Here is a 20,370-nt window from a genome sequence, read left to right on the forward strand (position 1 = left end):
CATGGTTGCCTGTTTGCCCGCACAGCGGCTAAAGCCGGTCGCATGACAGCCCCCTCCCCGCATCGCCATCCGCTGCATTTCGGCGATTTCCGGGCCTATCTGATCGGTCGGATGACCGCGGTGCTGGCGCAATATAGCATGATGATCGTGCTGGGCTGGCAAGCCTATAATATCGCGCGCGAGACCATGACGACGGCGGGGGCTTCGGCGCAGTTGGGGCTGATCGGCCTGGCGCAATTCTTGCCGCTGTTTTTCCTGACGCCACTGACCGGATGGGTCGCGGACCATTATGACAGGCGGATGATCACCCGGCTAACGCTGACGATGCTGACCGCAGCGGCCGGATTGCTGGCTTTCGCGACGTTCGAGGGCTGGGTCGGGCTGCCGCTGATATTCGGCATCGCCGTCATCGTCGGCATCGCCCGCGCGTTCAACGGCCCGGCCTATGGCGCGCTGGCCCCCAATCTGGTGCCGCGCGAGGTGTTACCCAACGCCATCGCCATATCGGGCGTGGTGTGGCAGGCCGGGTCGATCGTGGGGCCAGCGCTGGGCGGCTATGCCTATGCAGCGACGCCCTGGGGCGCCTATGCGCTGGCTGCGATACTCTATGGGGTGGCGCTGGGCGCGATGATGCTGATCGGCCCGGTGCCGCAGGCCGCGCGCGACGTCACCCGCCACCCGATCCGCCAGATGATCGACGGGCTGAGCTATGTGCGTTCCAACCGGCTGGTGCTGGCGACCATCACGCTGGACCTGTTCGCAGTGCTGCTGGCGGGGGCGACTGCGCTGTTGCCGGTCTATGCACGCGACATATTGCATGTGGGATCGGCGGGCCTGGGCCATCTGGCCGCAGCGCCGGGGGTCGGCGCGGGGCTGATGGCGCTGTGGTTTTCGTTCCGGCCATTGAGGAATGAAGTCGGCATCAAGATGCTGGGCGCGGTCATCCTGTTCGGCATCGCCACGATCGCATTTGGCTGCACCGCCTTCCTGCCGCGCAGCATCGCGATGGAATTCGGCATCGGCGCGCTGGTGATATTGGGCGCGGCGGACATGATTTCGGTGTTCGTGCGCCAGTCGCTGGTCCAGCTTCACACGCCGGACGCGATGCGCGGGCGGGTGTCGAGCCTGTCGCAGCTTACCATTTCCGCCTCCAACGAACTGGGCGAGGCGGAAAGCGGATTTCTGGCCGCGCTGGTCGGGCCGGTTGCTGCTGTCATTGGTGGCGGTATCGGTGCTATCGTCATCACGCTGTTCTGGGCGCGTCTCTTTCCCGAATTGCGCCTTGCACGCACCTTCGACCCACCCGACATAAGGGCGGCGGACCTCAGCCAGGAGAAAGCCCCATGAAAGCTGCCACGATACTCGAAACCATCGGCAATACCCCGCATGTCCGGGTGAACCGGCTGTTTGGCGATGCGCCCGAAGGCACGGAAGTCTGGATCAAGTCGGAACGCTCCAATCCGGGCGGGTCGATCAAGGACCGGATCGCGCTGGCCATGATCGAGGCCGCCGAAGCGTCGGGCGAGTTGCAACCGGGCGGCACCATCATCGAACCGACATCGGGCAATACCGGCGTGGGCCTGGCCATGGTCGCTGCGGTCAAGGGCTACAAGCTGGTGCTCGTCATGCCCGAAAGCATGTCGATCGAGCGGCGGCGGCTGATGCTGGCCTATGGCGCCAGTTTCGACCTGACCCCGCGCGAAAAGGGGATGAAGGGCGCGATCGAGCGCGCGCTGGAACTGGTGGCGCAGACGCCCGGTAGCTGGATGCCGCAGCAGTTCGAGAATCCCGCCAATATCGCGGTCCACGCCCGCACCACGGCGCAGGAGATACTGGCCGATTTCGCCGACGCGCCGATCGACGTGCTGATCACCGGCGTCGGCACCGGCGGGCATATCACCGGTACGGCGGAAGTGCTGAAAAAAGCCTGGCCGGGGATCAAGATCTATGCGGTCGAGCCGACCCTGTCGCATGTCATCAGCGGCGGCCAGCCCGGCCCCCACCCCATTCAGGGCATTGGCGCGGGCTTCATTCCGGCGAACCTGCACACGCAATTGCTGGACGGGGTGATCCAGGTCGATCCCGCCGATGCCAAGGACTATGCGCGGCGGTCGGCCAGCGAGGAAGGCATATTGGTGGGCATTTCTTCGGGCGCGACGCTGGCGGCGATCGCGCAGAAACTGAAGGATTTGCCAGCGGGCAGCCGGGTGCTGGGCTTCAACTACGACACCGGCGAACGCTATCTGTCGGTGCCCGATTTCCTGCCGGAATGATCATCACGCAATGATGGGTGACTCTGTTTCCAGCGAGCCGCGTCCATGGATGTGGATCGTCTGGCTGGCGCTGTTCGCTGGCCTGCCCGCCGCTGTGGCGGAGTGGGAAGCGCGTGCGCCGCGCGCGGGGGGCGAAGCGCATGTTGCCCGGAGGGGTCTATCCCACGGGGTACGGCCACCCAGCCCGCCGCCGCCGGTGGAGCCAGTGGCGGTCTATGCCCTGCCCGCCGACCGCGCGCGGGCGCTCAATGCCGCCATCCCCTTTTCCCGGCTGGCCAACCCGGCGGCGCGGCCATTCCGGTTCGAAGGCTCCGAGACGGACCTGGCCCGCGCGGTGGATTGCCTGGCCGCGGCGCAAATCTATGAAGCGGGCGACGATGCCGTGGGCGAGCGCGCCGTCGCGCAGGTCGTCCTCAATCGCGTGCGCCATCCCGCCTTTCCCAAGACGGTGTGCGGCGTCGTCTTTCAGGGGCAGGAACGCACCACGGGTTGCCAGTTCACCTTCAGCTGCGACGGCGCTCTGGCCCGCACCCCCTCCCCGGCCGCATGGGACAGGGCGCGCGCCATTGCGCGCGGCGCGCTGGCGGGCGACGTGTTCAAGCCGGTGGGCTATGCGACCCATTATCATACCGATTGGGTGGTGCCCTATTGGAGCGGCAGCCTGGACAAGCTGACGCGGGTGGGCACGCATCTTTTCTTCCGCTGGCGCGGCTGGTGGGGGACGCCGCCAGCCTTTCGCACGCGCACCATCGATGGCGGCGAGCCGCTGATCGGGCGGATTGCGCGCCTGTCCCCTGCACACAGCATGGCGACCCCGCTACTGCCGGGCGCCATCACGCCTATGGCCGACAGCGCAGACGCGATCGCCGCGCAGGCACGGCAGGCGATCGGTCTTGATCAGATCGGCAAGAGCGTGGGCGGCGTAAGGCTGATCGCTCTGGCTGACATGCGGAGTTTCCTGGTGGAGTTACCACGCGGCAGCAAACCCGACAGCTGGCCGGAAAGCGCCCGCACCTTTTGCGCCGGGCGATCCCAATGCCGGATCATGGGGTGGACGGCAAATGACGCGCCGAAGGAGTTGCCGCTGACGCTGGCCAATCTGGCCGCGATGCGGTTTTCCTACATTCACGACACGCAGAGTGGGTTGCAGCGGGCCTTGTGGAATTGCGACCAGACCCCGCGCGCCGACAAGCGGGACTGTATGCGTCGGCGGGTGCCGGTCGCCATGCCTGCACCGCCAGCGCCGACCGGACTGGCCGGGGTGCGGCGTATGGACCGTTTTGAAACGGTGAAGATTGCGCCAGCGCCGGGAACGCCGCCAGACGACGCTCGCCAACCCTGAAGACCCGCCGATTATTTCGTTGCGAACTGACCGGCTTCTGCCCGGAACGCGTCGCGTGCAAAGGCGCGGACGGCGGCGGCAGTCTTGAACTTCTCGTCCTGAAGCAGCGACGAGGTCAGCGGATAGCCTTGCGAATTATAGCGGGTTTCGCGCACGGTGAGGCGGAAATGACCTTCTTCATCCTTGCTGATCAGGAAGGGACGGATTGCTGTACGGCTCATAGGGCCTCCTTTGTGAATGACAGAAAAAAGGGAGCGCCGACCGGCGCTCCCCCGACAATTCCAATATCAGCCCACCATATCCGCAACGATCTGCTTGAGCTGAACCGTGGACAGGGTGCCACCCGGCGTCAGGCCGGGATGAAAGGGCCGCTTCCTGTCGAACATCGAAAGGGTACGGCGTTGAGTCTTGTTTGAATGGGTATGCAAAATGATTCCTTGCGGCCAGTGCCGCGTAACATATGAGTTGGATCGCGCCCGGCACCATGCCGGACCAAGCGATCATATAGGGTGTCGGCCGCGCGCGGGGCGCGACCGGGCCAGGCCGTCAGCGCGCGCCTTTACGGCTCTTGCGCGCCTGATAGCGCGCATCGCGCGCGGCCTTGCGCTCTTCGTCGGTCAATGCCGGCTTGATCGCAGCAGCGGCAGCTTCCGCCTCCAGACGAGCGCGTTCCGCCTTGGCGGCGCGTTCTTCTTCGCGGGCGAGCTTGGCCTGCTGACGCTTTTCCAGTTCGGCAGCCGCCTTGGCTTGCGCCGCGGCAGCCCGCTGGGCCGCCAGCACCGGATCAACCGGGGGCTTGGCCCGCAACTTGGCAAGCGCCTTGTCACGCGCCTGTGTGGCGAGTGCCCTGCGTTCCTGAAAATCGGGTTCCTTATATTTCAGCATTCGTTCCAGTCTGTCCTGCATTGCGCATGATTTGAGGGGGACGCGCGATTATTCGCACATCCCGGCTTTGTGAGGCGCGATAGGGGACAAGAGGAGGAGCCTGAAGGCAGTCCGATATCCGTCAAAAGGCGACGTAAGCAGCTTCCATATGGCAGCTGTTGCCGCAAAAGGGAAGGCGCAGGCGAAAATGGCGCCCTGGCGGCAAGGACGCAGCGGTGCTTACCCCCTTCACAAAGGGGGAAGCCTGCCTTATATGCGACTTTCGAAATCCGGTTCAGGCAGCTTTACGGCATGGCAGGAACCGTCTCCCGAATCGTCCGGGGTACAGGGTCGCATTGCGCACGATCACTGGCAGTATGGGGCGAATTTGGCGGGTTACAAGACGCTGACAGTGCGGTTCGGACAGTCCCGACCCGCACTTTTTTGCGTGGATGCGGAAGGGCGAATCACCCCTTTTCATTCGCGTTCAGGCTGAATTTTCGCTGCGATGCGAAAAATACGCGACGAACGAAGGCAAGGACAACGCATGGCGACCAAGGCTCCCTCCATCAGCAACACCGGCGCGAAGAAGCGCATCAGAAAGGTGTTCGGCGACATCCACGAAGTGGTGCAGATGCCGAACCTGATTGAGGTTCAGCGCGAAAGCTATGAACAATTCCTGCGGTCGGACCCGTCGATCGGCTATGTGTCGGGCCTGGAAAAGACGCTGCGCAGCGTGTTCCCGATCCGCGATTTCGCCGGCACCGCCGAAATGGATTTCGTCCATTACGAGCTGGAAGACCCGAAATACGACACCGAGGAATGCCGTCAGCGCGGCATCACCTATGCAGCGCCGATGCGCGTTACCCTGCGCCTGATCGTGTTCGAAGTGGATCAGGACACCGAAACCCGTTCGGTGCTCGATATCAAGGAGCAGGACGTCTATATGGGCGACATGCCCCTGATGACGGGCAACGGCACCTTCATCGTCAACGGCACCGAGCGCGTCATCGTCAGCCAGATGCACCGTTCGCCGGGCGTGCTGTTCGATCATGACCGGGGCAAGACCCATTCGTCGGGCAAATATCTGTTCGCCGCGCGCGTCATCCCCTATCGCGGTTCGTGGCTGGACTTCGAGTTCGACGCCAAGGACATCGTCAACGTCCGCATCGACCGCAAGCGCAAGCTGCCGATCACGGCGCTGCTCTATGCGCTGGGCCTGACCGCCGAGGAAATTCTGGGTCACTTCTACAACAAGGTGACCTTCGTTCGCAGCGAAGGCGGCTGGCAGATTCCCTATCTGGCCGAAGCCTGGCGCGGCCTGAAGCCCGCCTTTGACATTGTCGATGGCAATTCGGGCGAAGTCGTGTTCGCCGCCGGTCACAAGATCAGCCCCCGCGCCGCCAACAAGGCGGAAAAGGACGGCCTGACCACGCTGTTGATCCCGACCGAGGAAGTCTATGGCCGCTACAGCGCCTATGACCTGATCAACGAAAGCACCGGCGAAATCTACATCGAGGCCGGTGACGAAGTTACGCCCGAAAATCTGGAAAAGCTGGACAAGGCGGGCGTCGACCGCCTCGAACTGCTCGACATCGACCATGTCAGCACCGGCCCGTGGATCCGCAATACGCTCAAGGCCGACAAGGCCGAAGAACGCGATCAGGCGTTGAGCGACATTTATCGCGTCATGCGCCCCGGCGAGCCGCCGACGAAGGAAACGGCGGAATCGCTGTTCGCCGGCCTGTTCTTCGATCCTGAGCGCTACGACCTGTCGGCGGTCGGCCGCGTCAAGCTCAACATGCGTCTCGACCTGGACGCAGAGGACACCGTCACCACGCTGCGGACCGAGGACATTCTGGCCGTCGTCAAGGAACTGGTGAACCTGAAGGACGGCAAGGGCGAAATCGACGACATCGACAACCTGGGCAACCGCCGCGTCCGTTCGGTCGGCGAATTGCTGGAAAACCAGTATCGCGTCGGGCTGCTGCGCATGGAGCGCGCCGTCAAGGAGCGCATGTCGAGCGTCGACGTATCGACCGTGATGCCCAACGACCTGATCAACGCCAAGCCCGCCGTGGCCGCCGTGCGTGAATTCTTCGGCTCATCGCAGCTGTCGCAGTTCATGGATCAGACCAATCCGCTGTCGGAAGTCACCCACAAGCGCCGCGTGTCGGCGCTTGGGCCGGGTGGTCTGACGCGCGAGCGTGCGGGCTTTGAAGTCCGCGACGTTCACCCGACCCATTATGGCCGTATCTGCCCGATCGAAACGCCCGAAGGCCCGAACATCGGCCTGATCAACTCGCTGGCGACGTTCAGCCGGGTGAACAAGTACGGCTTTATCGAAACGCCCTATCGCAAGGTCATCGACCATAAGGTGACGGACGAGGTCGTGTACCTGTCCGCCATGGAAGAGGCCAAGCACACGATCGCGCAGGCCAACGCCGAAGTCGATGCCGACGGCCATTTCGTCGAAGATCTCATCTCCAGCCGCGAAGCTGGCGAGTTTCTGATGGCCCCGCGCGACCATATCACCCTGATGGACGTCAGCCCCAAGCAGCTGGTGTCGGTCGCCGCATCGCTCATTCCGTTCCTGGAAAACGATGACGCCAACCGCGCGCTGATGGGATCGAACATGCAGCGTCAGGCCGTGCCGCTGGTACGCGCCGAAGCGCCGTTCGTGGGCACCGGCATGGAAGGCACGGTCGCCCGTGACTCCGGCGCGGCCGTCGCGTCCAAGCGGGCGGGCATCGTCGATCAGGTCGACGCGACCCGTATCGTCATCCGCGCCACCGGCGACATCGCGCCGGGCCAGTCGGGCGTCGACATCTACACGCTCCAGAAGTTCCAGCGCTCCAACCAGGACACCTGCATCAACCAGCGTCCGCTGGTGAAGGTCGGCGACCTGATCGAGGCTGGCGACGTCATCGCCGACGGTCCCTCGACCGAATTTGGCGAACTGGCGCTGGGCCGCAACACGCTCGTCGCGTTCATGCCCTGGAATGGCTACAATTATGAAGACTCCATCCTGATCTCCGAACGGATCGTGAAGGATGACGTCTTTACCTCGATCCATATCGAGGAGTTTGAGGTCATGGCCCGCGACACCAAGCTGGGGCCGGAAGACATCACCCGCGACATTCCCAATGTCGGCGAGGAAGCGCTGCGCAACCTCGACGAAGCCGGCATCGTCTATATCGGCGCCGAAGTGGAGCCGGGCGACATTCTGGTCGGCAAGATCACCCCCAAGGGTGAATCGCCGATGACCCCGGAAGAAAAGCTGCTCCGCGCGATCTTCGGTGAAAAGGCGTCCGATGTGCGCGACACGTCGCTGCGTCTGCCGCCGGGCGTTGCCGGGACGGTCGTTGAAGTGCGCGTGTTCAACCGCCACGGCATCGACAAGGACGAGCGCGCCATGGCGATCGAGCGGGAGGAAATCGACCGCCTCGCCAAGGATCGCGAGGACGAACGCGCCATCCTGAACCGGGCGACCTTCAACCGGCTGCAGGAAATGCTGCTGGGCCAGACCGCCACGGCCGCGCCCAAGGGCGTGCGCAAGGGCGTGGAAATCGACGAGGCTCTGCTGGGCGAAGTCGAACGGCACGAATGGTGGAAGTTCGCGGTGGCGGACGATGTCCGTCAGGCCGGCATCGAAGCGGTCAAGGCGCAATATGACGAAGCGGTGAAGGTCATCGTCGACAAGTTCGAGGACCGGGTCGACAAGTTGCAGCGTGGCGACGAACTGCCGCCGGGCGTGCTGAAGATGGTCAAGGTGTTCGTCGCGGTGAAGCGCAAGCTGCAGCCGGGCGACAAGATGGCCGGCCGTCACGGGAACAAGGGTGTCATTTCGCGCATCCTGCCGATCGAGGACATGCCGTTCCTGGAGGATGGCACCCATGTCGACATCGTGCTCAATCCGTTGGGCGTGCCGTCGCGCATGAATGTCGGGCAGATTTTCGAAACGCATCTCGGCTGGGCTGCCCGCGGCCTTGGCCAGCAGCTCAAGCATGCGCTGGAAGAATGGCGCGAGGCCAATCCCAACCCGTCGGCGGGCGACATGCCCGACGCCGTCAAGGACCGGTTGCTGACCGCCTATGGTCCGCAATATGCCGCCGAGATCGAAGCGCGGACGCCCGAACAGATCGTCGATCTGGCCGAGCATCTGGAACGCGGCGTGCCGATGGCGACGCCGGTGTTCGACGGTGCGCGCGAAGCGGACGTGTCGACCATGCTGGAACTGGCGGGGCTGCATTCGTCGGGTCAGAGCGACCTGTTCGACGGCCGCACCGGCGACAAGTTCGACCGCAAGGTCACGGTCGGCATCATCTACATGCTCAAGCTGCATCACCTTGTCGACGACAAGATCCATGCCCGCTCGATCGGCCCCTACTCGCTCGTTACCCAGCAGCCGCTGGGTGGTAAGGCGCAGTTCGGTGGCCAGCGCTTCGGGGAAATGGAGGTCTGGGCGCTCCAGGCCTATGGCGCCGCCTATACGTTGCAGGAAATGCTGACGGTGAAGTCCGATGACGTGGTCGGCCGCACCAAGGTCTATGAAGCGATCGTCAAGGGCGACGATACGTTTGAAGCGGGCATCCCCGAAAGCTTCAACGTGCTCGTCAAGGAAATGCGCTCGCTGGGCCTCAACGTCGAACTCAATTCGCTGGATGAAATTCCAGAGGATGAAGGCGGCTTCGCGGCAGCGGCGGAATAAGGGATTTGCGGGCGTCGCTGCCATGCGGCGCCCCTGCCCCGTCCCGCACCAGAATTTTGCCCTCATGAGGGAATGAAAAATGAACGAACTGACCAACTTCGCCAATCCGGTCGCCAAGACCGAGACCTTCGACCAGATCCAGATCGGCCTTGCCTCGCCAGAGCGCATCCGCAGCTGGTCCTTCGGCGAGATCAAGAAGCCCGAAACCATCAACTATCGCACGTTCAAGCCCGAACGTGACGGCCTGTTCTGCGCGCGTATCTTTGGCCCGATCAAGGATTATGAATGCCTGTGCGGCAAGTATAAGCGCATGAAGTACAAGGGCATCGTCTGCGAGAAGTGCGGTGTCGAAGTCACGGTGAGCAAGGTGCGCCGCGAGCGCATGGGCCATATCGAACTGGCCGCTCCCGTTGCGCATATCTGGTTCCTGAAATCGCTGCCTTCGCGCATCGGCCTGCTGCTAGACATGCAGTTGAAGCAGCTGGAGCGCGTCCTCTATTTCGAAAGCTATATCGTCATCGAGCCGGGTCTGACCCCGCTGGAGAAATATCAGCTGCTCAATGAGGACGAACTGCTCGACGCGCAGGACGAATATGGCGAGGACGCCTTCTCCGCCGGGATCGGCGCCGAAGCGGTCAAGCAGATGCTGATGGACCTGGACCTGGAAGGCGAAAAGCAGGTCCTGCTGGAAGAGCTGGCGACGACCAAGTCGGAGCTGAAGCCCAAGAAGATCATCAAGCGCCTGAAGGTCGTCGAAAGCTTCATCGATTCGGGCAACCGCCCCGAATGGATGATCCTGGACGTCGTGCCCGTGATCCCGCCGGAACTGCGCCCGCTGGTGCCGCTGGACGGTGGCCGCTTCGCGACGTCGGACCTCAACGACCTGTATCGCCGCGTCATCAACCGCAACAACCGCTTGAAGCGGCTGATGGAACTGCGCGCGCCGGACATCATCGTCCGCAACGAAAAGCGCATGTTGCAGGAAGCGGTCGACGCCCTGTTCGACAATGGCCGTCGTGGCCGCGTCATCACCGGTGCGAACAAGCGTCCATTGAAGTCGCTGTCTGACATGCTCAAGGGCAAGCAGGGCCGCTTCCGCCAGAACCTGCTCGGCAAGCGCGTCGACTATTCGGGCCGTTCGGTCATCGTGACCGGGCCGGAACTCAAGCTGCACCAGTGCGGCCTGCCCAAGAAGATGGCGCTCGAACTGTTCAAGCCGTTCATCTACGCCCGTCTGGATGCCAAGGGTCTGTCCATGACCCTGAAGCAGGCCAAGAAGTGGGTCGAGAAGGAGCGCAAGGAAGTCTGGGACATATTGGACGAGGTGATCCGCGAGCATCCGGTGATGCTGAACCGCGCACCGACGCTCCATCGCCTCGGCATCCAGGCGTTCGAACCCGTGTTGATCGAGGGCAAGGCGATCCAGCTTCACCCGCTGGTCTGCTCGGCCTTCAACGCCGACTTCGACGGTGACCAGATGGCCGTTCACGTTCCGCTGAGCCTGGAGGCCCAGCTGGAAGCGCGCGTGCTGATGATGTCGACCAACAACATCCTGTCGCCCGCCAACGGCAAGCCGATCATCGTGCCGTCGCAGGACATGGTGCTGGGCATCTATTATCTGTCGATGGAACGCGAAGGCGAGCCGGGCGAAGGCATGTTGCTGAGCGACATGCAGGAAGTGCATCAGGCGCTGTTCACCAAGTCGGTGACGCTGCACAGCAAGATCATCAGCCGCGTGCCGCAGACCGACGAGGCGGGCAACAGCTACCTGAAGCGTTATGAAACGACGCCGGGCCGCATGTTGCTGGGCGAATGCCTGCCCAAGAACCACAAGGTTCCCTTCGATGTCGTCAACCGCCTGCTGACCAAGAAGGACGTCGGCGACGTGATCGACGAGGTCTATCGTCACACCGGCCAGAAGGACACGGTGCTGTTCGCCGACGCCATCATGGCGCTGGGCTTCCGCCACGCGTTCCAGGCCGGCATTTCGTTCGGCAAGGACGACATGGTCATCCCCGACAGCAAGGTGACGTTGGTCGACGAGACCAAGGCGCTGGTTGCGGACTATGAGCAGCAATATCAGGACGGCCTGATCACCCAGCAGGAAAAATACAACAAGGTGATCGACGCCTGGTCGGGTTGCGGCGATCGCGTCGCGAACGCCATGATGGACGAGATCCGCGCCCAGCCCAAGGACCCGCAGACCGGTCGCCTGGCGCAGATCAACTCGATCTACATGATGGCGCATTCCGGTGCGCGTGGTAGCCAGGCGCAGATGAAGCAGCTGGCCGGGATGCGCGGCCTGATGGCCAAGCCTTCGGGCGAGATCATCGAAACCCCGATCATCTCCAACTTCAAGGAAGGCCTGACCGTCCTTGAATATTTCAACTCCACCCACGGCGCCCGCAAGGGTCTGGCCGACACCGCGCTCAAGACGGCGAATTCGGGTTACCTGACCCGCCGTCTGGTCGACGTCAGCCAGGACTGCACCATCGTCGAGGAAGATTGCGGCACCGACCGCGCGCTGGAGATGAAGGCGATCGTACAGGGCGGTTCGACCATCGCGTCGCTGGGCGAACGTATCCTGGGCCGCACCACGGCGCAGGACATTATCGACAGCAAGGACGGCAGCATCGTCATCCCGATCGGCACGCTGCTGGACGAACCGATGATCGCCAAGATCGAAGCGATCGGCACGCAGTCGGTGAAGATCCGCAGCCCGCTGATCTGCGAAAGCAAGATGGGCGTTTGCGGCAAATGCTATGGTCGTGACCTTGCCCGCGGTACGCCGGTCAATATCGGTGAAGCGGTCGGCGTCATCGCGGCCCAGTCGATCGGTGAGCCTGGCACCCAGCTGACGATGCGGACCTTCCACATCGGCGGCGCGGCGCAGCTCAACGAAACGTCGAACCTGGAAGCGATTGCCGACGGGACGCTGGAACTGCGCGACATGCCGACGATCACGGACAGCCGTGGCCGCCGCCTGTCGCTCGCCCGCAACGGCGAACTGGCGATCATCGACAATGAAGGCCGCGAACGCGCCGTGCATCGCCTGCCTTATGGTGCGACCATCCTGTTCGAGAATAACGCACAGGTTAAGCAGGGCGACCGGATCGCCGAATGGGATCCGTTCACCATGCCGGTGATCACCGAGCGTCCGGGTATCGTCAAATATGTCGACCTGATCGACGGCAAGACGTTGACCGAACAGACCGACGAAGCGACCGGCATCGCCCAGCGCGTCGTCACCGAGCATCGCGGTTCGAGCCGTACCAAGGAGGATCTGCGTCCGCGCCTGACCCTGCTGGACGATGGTTCGGGCGAAGCGGCCCGCTATATGCTGGCCGTGGGCGCGACTCTCTCGGTCGAGGATGGGCAGACGGTGCAGGCCGGTGACGTGCTGGCGCGTGTCAGCCGCGAAGCCGCCAAGACCCGCGACATCACGGGGGGTCTGCCGCGCGTGGCCGAGCTGTTCGAAGCGCGCAAGCCCAAGGACAACGCCATCATCGCCAAGGTGTCGGGCCGCGTCCAGTTCCTCAAGGACTATAAGGCGAAGCGCAAGATCGCCATCAATCCTGAGGATGGCGGCGAGCCGGTCGAATATCTGATCCCCAAGAGCAAGGTGATCGACGTTCAGGAAGGCGACTATGTCAAGCGCGGCGACAATCTGATCGGCGGTTCGCCCGATCCGCATGACATTCTGGAAGTTCTGGGTATCGAGCCGCTGGCCGAATATCTGGTCGCGGAAATCCAGGAAGTCTATCGCTTGCAGGGCGTGAAGATCAACGACAAGCATATCGAAACGATCGTTCGTCAGATGTTGCAGAAGGTCGAGATCACCGAGTCCGGCGACACCACCTTGCTGGTGGGCGAGCAGGTCGATCGTGAGGAAATGGACGAAATCAACGCCAAGCTGGCGCCGGGCTTCCTGCCTGCTGCTGGCAAGCCGGTGTTGCTGGGCATCACCAAGGCCTCGCTCCAGACCCGCTCCTTCATCTCGGCAGCGTCCTTCCAGGAAACCACTCGCGTCCTCACGGAAGCGGCGGTTCAGGGCAAGAAGGACACGCTCGTCGGTCTGAAGGAAAATGTCATCGTCGGCCGCCTGATCCCGGCGGGTACCGGCGCGGGCATGAACCGTCTGCGCGTCGCCGCCTCCTCGCGGGATGCAGCGATGCGCGCCGCGCTGCGAGCGGCGAGCCAGGTCGACCTGATCGCACCAGCCAGCGCCGCGGCGGAACATGCCGCCGAACTGCGCCAGGGACCGGAAGCGGCGATCGGCAACGATCCGCTGGCGACCGTGCAGGGTGATGATTTCACCACGCAGGACATGGACTGACGCTTCGAGGGCGCGGGTGGCTGTTTCCGTCACGGGGAGCGGCCACCCCGCACCTTGCCTTTGACTGGTAACGCAAAAGCCCGCCGGATGCGTGACGCGCACCGGCGGGCTTTTCTTTTGCTATCCGCGTGAGGCCAAAAACCCTCTTGACCTGTCCCTAGCCGCCGCCTATCTGCGGCCTCCCAAGCGCGTGGCGCTAAGGATTGATGCCCGATCCTCTAATGGTAAGAGAGCGGACTCTGACTCCGTCAATCAAGGTTCGAATCCTTGTCGGGCATCCAAATACACCAACCTAAATAGCTGATTTTTCTGCCTTATTGCAGGTCTGATAAAATCTGCTCCCTCATTCGTTCTCTCATCTGTTTCAGATTGTGGGTGAATGTTGGCGAACGCAGGCGGCGTTTGTGAGGTGATAGCCAGTGCATGGCTGTACTCTTTGGCAAAAACGTCGCTTAGCTGCCGCTGTCGATCTTGCTTCCAATGCTGGCCACGTCGATCAATAGTGCCATAATAGAAACCATCCCGTCCATTCGCGCAAAGTTGGAACGGCTGATCGCCGCACGTGGCGACTCATATGCAAGTATCTCCCTGCTGATCGGTCGCAATCCGTCCTACATCCAACAGTTCATCAAGCGCGGCACACCACGCAAGCTGGACGAGAATGACCGGCGCATAATCGCCCAATATTTCGGGGTGAGCGGGGAAATGTTAGGGGGCGGCCCCACGCTGACGCCAACATCCACGAACAGGCGCAGGATGCCTAGAGTGGTAGCGGTACCATGTCTCAGTTTAGGCGCTTCGGCAGGCGCCGGCAGTTTGGATGAAGATGAGTGCGCGGTGGGCGTATTAGCGTTCGATGTCCAATGGTTGCGCCGTCTAGACATCCAACAGCAAAGAGCGTCGATCATCCGGGTAGATGGCGAATCGATGGCACCCACGCTGAGCGATGGCGATGACATCATGGTAAATCATGACGATGATGCCTCCCGACTCCGCGACGGCGTTTATGTGTTGCGCCTGGACGGCGTGTTGATGGTTAAGCGGATCGCGACCGGCCCATTGCGCCGGAGGGTAAGCGTGATCAGCGATAACGTCCATTATCCGAACTGGACCGACATTGACCCTATGTTGGTCGAAATTGTGGGGCGGGTCGTTTGGCACTCTCGGTTGATGACGTGATAACTACGTAGGTAGTTTATTTCCAAAGTCCCTTCAAAATGGATGTAACGCAAGGCAACATGGCCTTCCATTAAGGGGGGGGGAATGGTGCCGGGATCGAATCAGGCATTGAGTGAAGTGCAAAAGCGGTGCTTGACGCTTGTCTCGCTGAACCGCACGTCCAAAGAGATTGCAGTAGAGGTCGGCTTATCGCCGATGACCGTAGATCAGTATCTAAGCCGAGCCACATCCATGTTGGGAGCAGCCAACCGCCGAGATGCCGCGCGGATTTTCATCCAAAGCCAAGCTTCCGAGCCATTCAAACAACTTGAATTCAAACCGGAGACTGTTGCCGAACATCAGAATTCCGCCAATGTGGAGCCAACGCAGGCCGAGACGGAAACGCCACGTAACAGGTGGTCTATCCTGATTGACAACGCTGTGACTTGGACAGTCAGCCGCTTTGGAGGAGCCCCACATGACCTGACGAAACTTGAAACGGTCCGCGCCATTCTTTGGACGGCGTTGGCTGCGACCGGCATTCTTGCCGCCATCATCACAGTTGGGGCGTGGCTCAACCATAAAGCCTAAAGCCCCAGTTTTCTGAACATCGTCAAATATAGAAACGCGCCGGGGAAACCCGTCTGCGCGAAGGAGACCCCTTATGGCTCAAACTCCAAAACCAGATGAACAGTTGCTGCCCCTCGCCCGTGAGCGATTCATCAGCCTTACCGAACAGCTTTTCGGCGGCTATGGCAAAATCGATGCTGCCTTGGCACATACTTTCCGACTTGCGGGAGAGATGGTTGAAACGGCAGATGAGATCGGGCTGGAACCACAGATCGGCCAAGCACTTTTCGCCGATCTGACCAGATGCGCCGACACGATCGTTCTATCGCGCCAGCAGTTTCTAAAGGTTCACCGCCGCGCCCACAAAATTCGCCAATCCACAACCGTAAGCTGGGAAGGTTGTCCCTTCTTCTTCGACGGAGAACCACCGGTTACAGCGGCGTCGCCTGCTCCACTTCGGTCTGTTGCGTAAAGGCCATTGGCTTGACGTTGGGCAAATAATCGCATCGAATGCCAGTCATGATTGGCATAGCCTATTCGATTGCACTGCTTGCGACGGCTCTATTCGCGATCCTCCGCGGCGGGCGGGAAGGTCGCATGATCGTCATGATCATCGCCTCTCTCTTTGCCGTATCAGCGTTCCTGAAAGATGTCTCGCACGAGCCGCTTTACGCAATGGTCGCCAGCCTAGCGGTAGATTGTACGTCACTTTCCCTCAAAGGATGGCTGGCACTTTCAAGCCGCCGACGCTGGCCGATCATTGTGGCGGGGCTGCAAGTCGTATCTGTTGGTATGCAACTCGCGATATGTGCTTCACCCAACTTCAAGCTTCCTTTTCACGACACCATATCGACGGTCTGGGCGATCCCAACACTGTTGGTGATCGCGCTGGGCGTCTATCTTGATCGACGCCACGACTTGAGGGTCGAGCGCTAGGAAATAACCATGGAAAATTGGAACCCACGATCGCCGTCCAAGCCGAGCTTAGTGGACGACGGGATGATTGCCGCCTTGAAGGCGCACTTCGATAATTGGGTGGCGGACCTGATAACCAGCAATAAGGCCAGACAGACTACTGATCCAAACTATATCGGCTTTTCATGCGCCACTACGAAACATGTAGCGCCGAAGACTTTGCGTCAGACTTCGGATTTGATCGGGGAAGTGCTGCGCCTGAGACGCTTGCGGGATGATCTTTTTCCCGGTGGGTTGTTCGCTGATCCAGTATGGGATTTATTGCTTGATCTTTACAAGGCTGGGCATGAGCATCGCCTTATATCTGTTTCTAGCGCTTGTATCGCCTCTCATACGCCCCCAACCACAGCGCTGAGGCACATTCGTATCATGGAACAGGCAGGGATGATCAAACGCATTCCCGATCCACATGACAGTCGGCGAATCTTTCTCGAACTAACGCCATCGGCTCAAGCTGGAATGGCCAGATGGATTGCTTCAATGGATGCCCTAGCAGCTGAACGAATGCGGGCAAATGCCAACTGATCTTGCCCTTAGGTCAGTGACACTCCCAAGGCCAAGGTCGCAACGCTCCTTGTTGATCTGAAGACGAAGCACCCAGGATTTGGTCAGGGTCGGCTTCACCAGCAGATAGAGGCCTAACCCATCGGTGTGGCGACCCGGCTTCGCATTCCGCACACCGACAACCGTTAGCTTCCCCATTTTCGTTCCCTCATTCGTTACCACACTTTTACGCGGTTGCTGGCGAAGGTCAAAGAACGTTCGCGAAAGCAAGTTCTATTGCTTGTCGGGCATCCATTTCCAAATAGTCGCGATTTCAAAGGCTGTTGGCTTGGCCGTAGACGTCAGGTGTCGTCGTGTGGGTGATGCTGTTCCATGCGGCGATGGGCTTCGGCCAGTTCGATCTCGCCGATCAGCAGGGCTGCGTCGCCGGTCGTGAAGCCGGTGACGGGATCGATCATGCCGCTGTGGCTGAACCGGCTAACGAAATTCTGGAACCGTTCGAGGGCTATGCGGACGTCGCTGGTCATGACTGTCTCTCCCGATATGCGATTTCGGGGAGAGCATATCGGGTGCGCCGGATTTTGCCAGCCTATCGCATCATTCCCAGCGCAACCGCCTCCGCCACCTTGATGCCGTCGATCGCGGCGGAGAGGATACCCCCGGCATAGCCAGCACCCTCTCCAGCGGGGTATAGGCCTGCGACATTGAGGCTCTGGAAATCCTTGCCGCGGGTGATGCGGATGGGCGAGGATGTGCGTGTTTCCACGCCGGTCATGACCGCGTCAGGATGGTCGTAATGGCTGATCTGGCGGCCAAAGGCAGGCAGCGCCTCCCGGATGGCATCGACCACATAGTCGGGCAGGCAGCGCGCCAGATCGGTGGGGGTAACGCCCGGCTTGTAGGAGGGGACGACCTCTCCCAAGGCGGTGGAGGGGCGAGCGGCCATGAAGTCGCCCACGGTCTGGCCGGGTGCAAAGTAGGAGGAGCCGCCAGCGACGAAGGCCGCCGATTCCCAGCGACGTTGCAACGCGATGCCCGCCAATGGACCTTCGGGATAGTCGCGTGCGGGATCGATGCCGACCACCAGTCCTGAATTGGCGTTGAATTCGGCGCGGCTATATTGGCTCATGCCGTTGGTGACGACGCGCCCTTCCTCCGACGTCGCGGCAACGACCCGGCCGCCGGGACACATGCAGAAACTGTAGACGGTGCGGCCATTGGCGCAGTGATGAGCCAGACTATAGGAGGCCGCGCCCAGATCCGGGTGGCCCGCGCAATTGCCGTAGCGGGCGCGATCGACCCAGCTTTGCGGATGTTCGATCCGTACCCCGATGGAGAAGGGCTTGGCCTCTATATGGACGCCGCGGCTGTGCAGCATTTCGAAGGTCGGGCGGGCGCTGTGGCCGACAGCGAGGACGACATGGTCGGCTTCGAGGAAGCTGCCATCCTGCATATGGAGGCCGCGCAGCCTATGGGCGCCCTCGCCCGCTGGCTCCAGCGCGAGATCGTCCACGCGGGTCTGCCAGCGATATTCGCCGCCCAGCGCCTCGATCTGGCGGCGCATGGATTCGACCATGGTGACGAGGCGGAAGGTGCCGATATGGGGATGGGCTTCCCACAATATGTCGTCAGGGGCGCCCGCCGCGACGAACTCCTCCAGCACCTTGCGGCCGAGGAAGCGCGGGTCTTTGACGCGGCAATAGAGTTTGCCGTCGGAGAATGTGCCCGCCCCGCCCTCGCCGAACTGCACGTTGGAATCCGGGTTCAGTTCGGCGCGACGCCACAGGCCCCATGTATCCTTCGTCCGTTCGCGCACTGGTTTGCCGCGATCCAGGATGATCGGGCGGAACCCCATTTGCGCGAGGATCAGCCCCGCAAACAGGCCGCATGGTCCCGCGCCGATGACGACCGGGCGCTGCGCCGGACCGCCTTCGGGGGCGTGGGTCACGAATCTGTAGCGTGTGTCGGGCGCGGGGCGCACATCCTTGTCACCAACGAAACGGGCGAGGATGGCGGGTTCGTCGCTGGCGGCGATGTCGAATGTATAGACAAGCTGGATCACGCTGCGGCGGCGCGCGTCATTGCCGCGCCGCACCAGGCTGTGGGACAGCAGGTCGGACGCAGGGATGCCGAGCCGGGCGCAGATGGCGGCGGGGATCGCTTCGGCAGGATGGTCGAGCGGGAGTTGGAGGCCGGAGAGACGGATCATGGACGGGCTGTAGAGGATGTGGCTGGATAAGAAAACCGTCCGCCTTGGACGCAAGCCTGCCCCCTCATTTAATCCGTTCGCCCTGAGCTTGTCGAAGGGGAGTCCTTTTCTTTCGAGCAGAAGGACGGGGCTTCGACAAGCTCAGCCCGAACGGGATTCAGGCCGTCCGGCGCTGGCCCATGATCCATTCGCCCAGCAAGGCGACGAGCATGCTGAGGCCGGTCAACGGGAACAGCAAGCCGATGAACAGCATCAACCCCGCCACCATGCGCCGGGCGGCGGGGGTGGCCGCGGGCGGTGCGCTGAGCCGCCCCTGTTGCCGCCGCTTCCACCACAGGACCGGCGCGGTCAGGCACAGAAGGAGCAGGCACAGGCAAGCCGCGAGCATCAGCAGCCGGTTGACCTCTCCATATTGCTGGCCCTGATGGGTGGCGATGCCCCATTCGACCGCTTTTGCGCCCGGACCGAACATGCGCCAGTCCATATCCTGCACCACCGCGCCCGATGCCGCGTCGATGGTGATGGCGCGCGCGTCCTGCGCCTGCGTGACGATGGAGGCGGCGAGATAGGGCGCGCCGGGACTGGCGGGCAGGATGAGCTGCACACCGCCCATGCCATGCGCGGTGGCGATGCGCAGGGCCTGATCAACGCCGATGTCGCCTGCATCGCCCGCGATCGCACCGCCTTCGCGCAGCGTCCATGGCAGTGCATCCTTAGCCGGCGCGCTCCATGGGATGACCGCCATTTTGGGCCGTCCCCAGTCATTGGCGGCCACGACGGCACGCAGCCCGCCGCCCCAGACTTCCGTCCATGGCATCCCCGTCACCGCAAGGAAGAGGATGACACCAGCCGACAGGAAACCCAGCGTGCCGTGCAGGTCGCGCCAAAAGAGGCGACCCGATGCCCTGCCCCGGATCGCCAGCGCGGGCTGGCCGCGCCGGGGCCAGCGCAGATAGAGGCCGGTGATGCAGAGCAGGATCGCCCAGCCCGCGACGACCTCCACCAGCCGGTTGCCCACCGGGCCGGTGAGTGCAAGGCTGTGCAAATCCTTGATGACCTTCATGAAGCCGCCGCCGCGCATCTGACCGAGTATCCGGCCATCGCGCGGATCGACGAAATGGACCGTTGGCGGGCCGCCCTCTACCCTAGTCATCACCCGCCAGCTTTCCGACATGGTGGCGGGACGAACGATTTGCGTTACCTGCGCGCCTGTCGTCCGCTCCACCACAGCGGCAAGGCGCGATGGCGGAAGCAACGCGCCAGACGGCGTCGTCGACATATGGACGGGATAGAGCGTCGCCTCTATCTCCGGCTTGTAGAGATAGAGCGCGCCCGTCACCGCCATGAGTGCCAGCACGGGCAGGACGATCAGGCCGGCATAGAAATGCCAGCGCCACATCGCCCGGTAGAAGCCTGTGTCATCCATCG

17 protein-coding genes and 1 tRNA gene are annotated in these 20,370 nt (G+C 62.3%); 11 read left to right on the forward strand and 7 right to left on the reverse strand.

Going from position 1 to position 20,370, the window contains the following annotated elements; genetic code table 11:
* The first annotated feature begins 42 nt into the window (after window positions 1-42).
* Genes IWY39_RS06625 through IWY39_RS06635 form a run of 3 tightly spaced genes read left to right on the forward strand, consistent with a single transcriptional unit; the run spans window position 43 to window position 3,615 of the window.
* Entirely contained in the window at window positions 43-1,347 is a 1,305-nt protein-coding gene (locus IWY39_RS06625; RefSeq protein WP_026002297.1) for an MFS transporter, read from the forward strand.
* A complete protein-coding gene (gene cysK / locus IWY39_RS06630; RefSeq protein WP_107124153.1) occupies window positions 1,344-2,273 on the forward strand; it encodes a cysteine synthase A in 930 nt (309 codons plus the stop codon). The genes IWY39_RS06625 and cysK overlap by 4 nt, the downstream gene beginning before the upstream one ends.
* Before the next feature lie 10 nt (window positions 2,274-2,283).
* Complete coding sequence (locus tag IWY39_RS06635; RefSeq protein WP_409994358.1) at window positions 2,284-3,615, forward strand: cell wall hydrolase; 1,332 nt, start codon at window positions 2,284-2,286, stop codon at window positions 3,613-3,615.
* An 11-nt stretch (window positions 3,616-3,626) separates the two neighbouring features.
* Here the strand turns inward: IWY39_RS06635 and IWY39_RS06640 are convergent, their stop codons facing one another.
* The 3 genes from IWY39_RS06640 to IWY39_RS06650 all read right to left on the reverse strand — a co-directional run bounded on the left by IWY39_RS06640 (window position 3,627) and on the right by IWY39_RS06650 (window position 4,500).
* Entirely contained in the window at window positions 3,627-3,836 is a 210-nt protein-coding gene (locus IWY39_RS06640; protein WP_017182613.1) for a hypothetical protein, read from the reverse strand.
* A 66-nt stretch (window positions 3,837-3,902) separates the two neighbouring features.
* Entirely contained in the window at window positions 3,903-4,043 is a 141-nt protein-coding gene (locus IWY39_RS06645; protein ID WP_157742265.1) for a hypothetical protein, read from the reverse strand.
* 118 nt (window positions 4,044-4,161) lie between these two features.
* Complete coding sequence (locus tag IWY39_RS06650) at window positions 4,162-4,500, reverse strand: DUF6481 family protein (RefSeq protein WP_229380596.1); 339 nt, start codon at window positions 4,498-4,500, stop codon at window positions 4,162-4,164.
* A gap of 526 nt (window positions 4,501-5,026) precedes the next feature.
* Between IWY39_RS06650 and rpoB the strand changes: the two genes are divergently transcribed.
* The 8 genes from rpoB (at window position 5,027) to IWY39_RS06690 (ending at window position 16,754) form a co-directional block, all read left to right on the forward strand.
* Window positions 5,027-9,190, forward strand: coding sequence for a DNA-directed RNA polymerase subunit beta (gene rpoB / locus IWY39_RS06655; protein ID WP_107124156.1), 4,164 nt, complete (start codon window positions 5,027-5,029; stop codon window positions 9,188-9,190).
* Between the two features lie 79 nt (window positions 9,191-9,269).
* Complete coding sequence (rpoC, locus tag IWY39_RS06660) at window positions 9,270-13,526, forward strand: DNA-directed RNA polymerase subunit beta' (protein ID WP_017182609.1); 4,257 nt, start codon at window positions 9,270-9,272, stop codon at window positions 13,524-13,526.
* A gap of 207 nt (window positions 13,527-13,733) precedes the next feature.
* Window positions 13,734-13,807 (forward strand) — tRNA-Gln (locus IWY39_RS06665).
* Between the two features lie 199 nt (window positions 13,808-14,006).
* On the forward strand, window positions 14,007-14,705 hold the full coding sequence (locus tag IWY39_RS06670) for a S24 family peptidase (protein ID WP_107124179.1): 699 nt from the start codon (window positions 14,007-14,009) through the stop codon (window positions 14,703-14,705).
* A gap of 84 nt (window positions 14,706-14,789) precedes the next feature.
* Window positions 14,790-15,275 carry a helix-turn-helix transcriptional regulator gene (locus tag IWY39_RS06675; protein WP_107124180.1) on the forward strand — a complete coding sequence of 162 codons (486 nt, stop codon included), beginning with the start codon at window positions 14,790-14,792 and terminating at the stop codon, window positions 15,273-15,275.
* 73 nt (window positions 15,276-15,348) lie between these two features.
* Window positions 15,349-15,726 (forward strand): hypothetical protein, encoded by a 378-nt coding sequence (locus tag IWY39_RS06680; RefSeq protein ID WP_145169738.1) that lies wholly within the window; start codon window positions 15,349-15,351, stop codon window positions 15,724-15,726.
* Between the two features lie 47 nt (window positions 15,727-15,773).
* On the forward strand, window positions 15,774-16,190 hold the full coding sequence (locus tag IWY39_RS06685) for a hypothetical protein (protein WP_130752454.1): 417 nt from the start codon (window positions 15,774-15,776) through the stop codon (window positions 16,188-16,190).
* A 9-nt stretch (window positions 16,191-16,199) separates the two neighbouring features.
* Window positions 16,200-16,754 carry a hypothetical protein gene (locus tag IWY39_RS06690; protein ID WP_130752453.1) on the forward strand — a complete coding sequence of 185 codons (555 nt, stop codon included), beginning with the start codon at window positions 16,200-16,202 and terminating at the stop codon, window positions 16,752-16,754.
* Here IWY39_RS06690 and IWY39_RS24560 read toward each other — a convergent pair.
* The 4 genes from IWY39_RS24560 to IWY39_RS06705 all read right to left on the reverse strand — a co-directional run bounded on the left by IWY39_RS24560 (window position 16,719) and on the right by IWY39_RS06705 (window position 20,368).
* The gene (locus IWY39_RS24560) at window positions 16,719-16,931 is read right to left on the reverse strand and encodes an Arm DNA-binding domain-containing protein (protein ID WP_370569374.1); all 213 of its coding nucleotides are present in this window, start codon (window positions 16,929-16,931) and stop codon (window positions 16,719-16,721) included. The two genes, IWY39_RS06690 and IWY39_RS24560, sit on opposite strands and share 36 nt — an antisense overlap.
* A gap of 143 nt (window positions 16,932-17,074) precedes the next feature.
* Window positions 17,075-17,260 (reverse strand): hypothetical protein, encoded by a 186-nt coding sequence (locus IWY39_RS06695; RefSeq protein ID WP_107124183.1) that lies wholly within the window; start codon window positions 17,258-17,260, stop codon window positions 17,075-17,077.
* Between the two features lie 62 nt (window positions 17,261-17,322).
* Entirely contained in the window at window positions 17,323-18,942 is a 1,620-nt protein-coding gene (locus IWY39_RS06700) for an NAD(P)/FAD-dependent oxidoreductase (protein ID WP_107124184.1), read from the reverse strand.
* Between the two features lie 157 nt (window positions 18,943-19,099).
* Window positions 19,100-20,368 (reverse strand): PepSY-associated TM helix domain-containing protein, encoded by a 1,269-nt coding sequence (locus tag IWY39_RS06705; RefSeq protein WP_229380598.1) that lies wholly within the window; start codon window positions 20,366-20,368, stop codon window positions 19,100-19,102.
* Between the last annotated feature and the right edge of the window lie 2 nt (window positions 20,369-20,370).

Origin of the sequence: Sphingobium sp. JAI105, from assembly GCF_015752145.1 — a bacterium.
Taxonomy (GTDB): Bacteria; Pseudomonadota; Alphaproteobacteria; order Sphingomonadales; family Sphingomonadaceae; genus Sphingobium; species Sphingobium xenophagum.